Source organism: Microcystis sp. M53602_WE12 (genome assembly GCF_030065455.1).
GTDB lineage: Bacteria > Cyanobacteriota > Cyanobacteriia > Cyanobacteriales > Microcystaceae > Microcystis > Microcystis aeruginosa.
Map to the genome: position 1 here is coordinate 1 of NZ_JASJFB010000903.1, position 5,371 is coordinate 5,371.

Annotated in this window: 6 protein-coding genes; 2 read left to right on the plus strand and 4 right to left on the minus strand. The window is 42.1% G+C overall.

The genetic code is table 11. The annotated features are described in order from the left end of the window. Positions 1-238: 238 nt before the first annotated feature. The 3 genes from truB to PX482_RS27550 form a co-directional block, all read right to left on the minus strand. Positions 239-1,120: a tRNA pseudouridine(55) synthase TruB gene (truB, locus tag PX482_RS27540; protein ID WP_002763851.1), complete on the minus strand. Its 882-nt coding sequence runs from the start codon at positions 1,118-1,120 to the stop codon at positions 239-241. 280 nt (positions 1,121-1,400) lie between these two features. Continuing rightward, on the minus strand, positions 1,401-2,435 hold the full coding sequence (tsaD, locus tag PX482_RS27545; protein WP_288055518.1) for a tRNA (adenosine(37)-N6)-threonylcarbamoyltransferase complex transferase subunit TsaD: 1,035 nt from the start codon (positions 2,433-2,435) through the stop codon (positions 1,401-1,403). A gap of 127 nt (positions 2,436-2,562) precedes the next feature. Continuing rightward, the gene (locus PX482_RS27550; RefSeq protein WP_002763847.1) at positions 2,563-4,134 is read right to left on the minus strand and encodes a hydantoinase B/oxoprolinase family protein; all 1,572 of its coding nucleotides are present in this window, start codon (positions 4,132-4,134) and stop codon (positions 2,563-2,565) included. 254 nt (positions 4,135-4,388) lie between these two features. Here PX482_RS27550 and PX482_RS27555 point away from each other — a divergent pair, with 254 nt between their 5' ends. Then, positions 4,389-4,571 carry a hypothetical protein gene (locus tag PX482_RS27555; RefSeq protein ID WP_002763844.1) on the plus strand — a complete coding sequence of 61 codons (183 nt, stop codon included), beginning with the start codon at positions 4,389-4,391 and terminating at the stop codon, positions 4,569-4,571. Here the strand turns inward: PX482_RS27555 and PX482_RS27560 are convergent, their stop codons facing one another. Beyond that, a complete protein-coding gene (locus tag PX482_RS27560; protein ID WP_002763842.1) occupies positions 4,572-4,988 on the minus strand; it encodes a response regulator in 417 nt (138 codons plus the stop codon). A gap of 90 nt (positions 4,989-5,078) precedes the next feature. On the opposite strand from PX482_RS27560, the gene PX482_RS27565 reads away from it, so the two are divergent. Further along, on the plus strand, positions 5,079-5,371 hold a 293-nt coding region (locus PX482_RS27565; RefSeq protein WP_288123281.1), incomplete at its 3' end, for a helix-turn-helix domain-containing protein.

Consider the following 5,371-nt stretch of genomic DNA (forward strand, 5'->3'; position numbering starts at 1 on the left):
GATATTTATCAGAAAAGTCATGAGCAAGCTAGAGGTTTAAAGACTGAGCGGGTTCCAATTATTTTTATTAATAAATATTTTACACAATTCATACCAGGTAAGCAAGAGAGCTACGCCACTACTACCGAATCATTACCATTAATCGACAACTAAAGCTTATGGGTGTAGCTAAGTGAAATCATTGATCAAGAGACCTGTACTTTTCAATAACTTTTTCAGCAGACCCTAATTATTAACCCTATTGCTGAATAACTATTTTAGGCTGTAGGTAGTATTCATCTTCTCTGACAACTATCTCACCAATGCCGATAAATTGAGCTTCTAAAGACTCCACGGCAACCAGAGAACCGATCATAACATTTGTATCGGTTAGATTAATTTTTCTGCCGTGAAACCAATCGATAACTCTTTCTGATGTCAAAGAAATCCAGTCTAGATGTGCCAAGGCAATGCGAGGTGAAATTAAACCCTCGGAATTAGCCATTAAAGCTTCCAGATTAATACTATCGGCTAATTGAAAACCACAGCTTTCCGTGCGAGTTAAACTGGCTAAAGTGCCACCCACAGCTAACACCTTGCCCAAATCTCTGGCCAGGGAACGGATATAAGTCCCCGATCCACAGTGAATATCTAGCTCTATTTGTGGAAATTCGCCCTCTAACCAGTCTAAAACCGTAATTTGGTCAATTTTGACCTGACGAGGCTCCACTGCGATTATTTCCCCTTTGCGTGCCAATTCGTAGAGACGGCGACCATCCTGGTGAATAGCACTATACATCGGCGGAATCTGGGCAATATTGCCAATAAATTCCGCTAAATGCGGCTTAACTGCCTCTAAAGTTAAATCGGGCCAGGGACAAGTAGCGATCGCTTTTCCGGTAATATCATCGGTATCGGTGCTGAGTCCTAACTGGATTTTTGCCCGATAAGCCTTATTTTCGGGTAAATAGGCCAGTAATCGGGTGGCAGCCCCGACGGCGATCGGTAAAACTCCCGTAGCCATAGGATCTAAAGTTCCGCCATGGCCGACTCGTTTTGTCTTAAGAATTTTTCGGACTTTGGCCACGCAATCGTGAGAAGTCCAATCGGGGGGTTTATTGAGATTTAAAAAGCCAAACATTATAAATTATGAATTATGAATTATGAAGTGGGGTGGTGGGGTGATGGGGTGATGGGGAGAATAGATAAAAGCAATCTCCTCAATTCTGAATACTGAATACTGACGGCTGATATCTAAAAATCTGACGTATTAAGTAGGGAGGCGCAATTATTTATAGGATGGGTTAGCGGTAGCGTAACATGATCGGGCGTTGGGCTTCATGCTGAAAATAGTTAAAACCCTACACCCTACACCCTACACCCCACACCCTGCCCCCACCGAAAACCTTTTGCCGCAAACCCTACTTATATAATTGCATAACTTCGCTTAAAGGTAAACGGGAACGAACACCGATAGAAAGGTCAGAAAAATGACCAAGATCATAATGATCAACGGCAGCGCGAGCAATCATAGCGGCGTTATCGGTACAGAGTTTAAGCGGCGGAAAATAGACGGTTAAATGATGATTTTTGGCGGCAGTTTCCAGATGATTTCTTAAGGCACTATTGGCCGCAACTCCTCCCCCGATCGCGATAGTTTTTAAGCCATAATCTAAGGCACAATTGATTGTCCGACGGGTTAAACTTCTGGCTACCGTATCTTGAAAACTAGCGGCTATGTCAGCTACAGGTAAATTATCTGGCTCGAATTTCTCTACTAAGCGCAAAACAGCAGTTTTTAAACCACTAAAACTGGAATCGTAGGCATGAAAACCGCCGGTTGGTAAAGATATTTTACCCTCAGGCAAGGGAAAAGCTTGCGGATTACCATCTTTAGCCATGCGATCGATTATCGGACCTCCGGGATAACTTAAGTTTAATAATCGTGCCACTTTATCAAAAGCTTCTCCGGCTGCATCATCTCTAGTGGTTCCTAATTGTTGATATTTACCGCAGGCCTGCACATGGATTAAACTGGTATGACCCCCAGAGACTAAAAGAGATAAAAAAGGAGGTTTAAGATCAGATTCAGCGAGATAGGAAGCATAGATATGACCTTCGAGATGATGAATGCCGATAAAGGGTTTATCGTGGACAATAGCGAGGGTTTTGGCTGCCGTCATTCCCACCATTAAAGCACCTACTAAACCGGGAGCAACTGTGGCGGCTATTCCATCAATTTCTGACCAAGTTAAACCCGTTTCTTGCCAAGCTTTTTCTAGACAAAAATTAATGGTTTCTAGGTGTTGTCGGGAGGCCATTTCCGGCACAACACCGCCATAGAGACGATGGAGATCAATTTGAGAAGAAACCACACTACTCAACACCAGGTTATTGTTAACAATAGCCACAGCCGTTTCATCGCAACTGGTTTCGATCGCTAAGATAATTGTCATGATTTAATCAGTAAATCGTCAGACACCCCCCTTACCAAGGGGGGATTAAGGGGGGATCCATCTTTAATTTAATTATAACCACTTACTTAATTTTGCTTAGGTACTTAATTAAAATTAAAGTTATCGTTCAGCAATTTCCATAGCCACCACCGCCGGGAGTTTCAATAATAAAAATATCACCGGGGTTCACTTCTACAGTCGCAGTACCGGGCAATTCTTCGATAGTTCCATCGTTTCTTTCCACGGCATTACGTCCTATTTTACCAGCTTTTCCTCCCGCTAGTCCAAAGGGGGGAATCAGGCGATTACCCGACAGAATATTAGCAGTCATAGCCTCTTGAAATTTAATTCTTCTAATTACACCATCACCTCCAGAATATTGTCCCTTGCCGCCACTATCGGGGCGAATGCTAAAACTTTCTACTAACACAGGATAGCGCATTTCTAATACTTCCGGATCGGTGAGACGGGAATTAGTCATCTGGGTTTGTACGGCAGCAGTTCCCGCAAAATTTGCCCCCGCACCAGAACCGCCACAAATAGTCTCATAATATTGATATTCTTGATTGCCAAAAGTGAAATTATTCATCGTACCTTGGCTGGCTGCTTGAATGCCTAAAGCACCGTATAAAGTATTAACTATTGCCTGGGAAGTTTCCACATTTCCCGCTACTACGGCCGCTGGATAAACGGGATTAAGAAAACAGCCAGATGGGATAATTAAATGGAGGGGTTTGAAACAGCCAGCATTTAAAGGGATTGCCTCCTCCACAAGGGTACGAAAAACGTATAAAACCGCCGCTCTTGTCACTGCTAGGGGTGCATTAAAATTATTATTTAACTGGTCAGATGTGCCAGTAAAATCGATGGTTGCTTGACAATTATCAATATCTATGCTAATTCTGACCTTGATGACAGCACCGTTATCCAGATAATAAGTAAATTCACCATCTTTCAGGACAGATATAGCTTTTCTCACCGCTAATTCCGCATTATCTTGAACGAACTGTTGATAGGCTTTAACCATAGCTAATCCGTAGCGCTCAACCATATTATGTAATTCTCTTTCCCCCTTGGCATTAGCGGCTATTTGTGCCTGAAAATCGGCAATATTTTGGGCGATATTGCGTGCAGGAAAAGGACTATTAGTTAAGTGATTAATTAATTCTTGTTCCCGAAACTGTCCCGCCGCTACCAGCAAAAAATTATCGAATAAAATTCCTTCTTCGCTAATATGGACAGAATGGGGAGGCATAGAACCGGGGGTAATTCCACCGATATCAGCTTGATGTCCCCGGGAGGCAAGATAAAATAATATTTCCTGATTTTGGCGGTCAAAAATAGGACTAATTACTGTGACATCCGGCAGGTGAGTACCGCCATTATAAGGATTATTAGCCAGATAAACATTCCCTGGACGAATCGTCTCACCTTTATCCTGAATTAAGCTTTTGACACTATCGGACATAGAACCTAAATGGACGGGAATATGAGGAGCATTGGCGATTAAATTTCCTACCTCATCAAAGATAGCACAGGAGAAGTCTAGGCGCTCTTTAATATTGACACTTGCCGCCGTATTTTGCAGAGTAATCCCCATTTCTTCGGCAATAAATTGATAGAGATTTTTAAAGATTTCTAGATAAATAGGATCGGCAACGGTAGTTATTTCTGTGCGGTGAGAATTGAGAGGGGACATAGGAAAGTCAGTTATCAGTTATCAGTTATCAGTTATCAGTTATCAGTTATCAGTTATCAGTTATCAGTTAGCTGTCTATTGTCTTTTTTCTCCTCCTGTCTCGGAGTTTACCGTCTGCTCACCCAAGAGAAGATTTTTGATTTTTGCAGGAGATCTAGTTACCAGTGATCACTGGCTGTTCACTGTTCACCGATCACTGTTCACTGATAGGGGCTGACTGATATATAATCGCAGTCAGTACCAGAGGGTGAATTATGGATAAAACCAGCTTGATCGATAAAGTGCAACAAATGGCCAATAAACGGGATTATTTACTGCAATTGCGCGATAAACCCGACATTGGGGGTCTGAGATTAGACGTTAATCAAGCTCTTGAGGAGTTGGATGAATTACTCGATGAGTTTCAAGCAACTTTTCCCGAAGAAAAACTTAGTTAACTATCCGACCCGACGGAATTGAGATTTGTCCGATTGTGCTAATTTTCCCAAGTCATCGATCGCTTTGATCAGATCTTGGGAAGATATATCTTTAGGGCAGTATAGATCAAAGGCTGTAGTTTGATTATTTTTTTCCATTAGAAGATTTGCCAAGGAACTATAGGCGATAATGCGGACATAAGGGTCGAATTGTTTGATCTGAATAGCGGCGCTCTGTCCATTTAAGACAGGCATCCGTACATCTAAAATAATTACATCTGGTTGATAAATTTTCGCCAAGGCGATCGCCTGTTGACCATTAACCGCAATTCCCACCACCTGACGATGCGGCTGCTGGGAAATTAAGGTCTTGAGGACTAAAGAAGTTAGCTCGTGATCGTCGGCAATCAAGACTTTAATTGTCTCTCTCGGCTTCATCGAAAATTTGGGTCTGAAACCCCGTCGTTCTACGACGGCTTTACTGTTAAATATTAGCACATTTACGAAATATATGCTAAAATGTGAGACATGGAAAAAGCCTATTCGTTTCGATTTTACCCCACACCAACACAAGAGTCGCTATTGCGGCGCACATTGGGCTGTGTAAGATTAGTTTACAACAAAGCTCTCCATGTCAGAACACAAGCATGGTACGAAAAGCAAGAAAGAGTAGGCTACGCTCAAACTTCTTCAATGTTGACCGATTGGAAAAAACAAGAAGAATTAGACTTTCTCAATGAAGTAAGCTGTGTACCCTTACAACAAGGGTTAAGACATTTACAAACAGCTTTCACTAATTTCTTTGCTGGTCGTACTAAGTA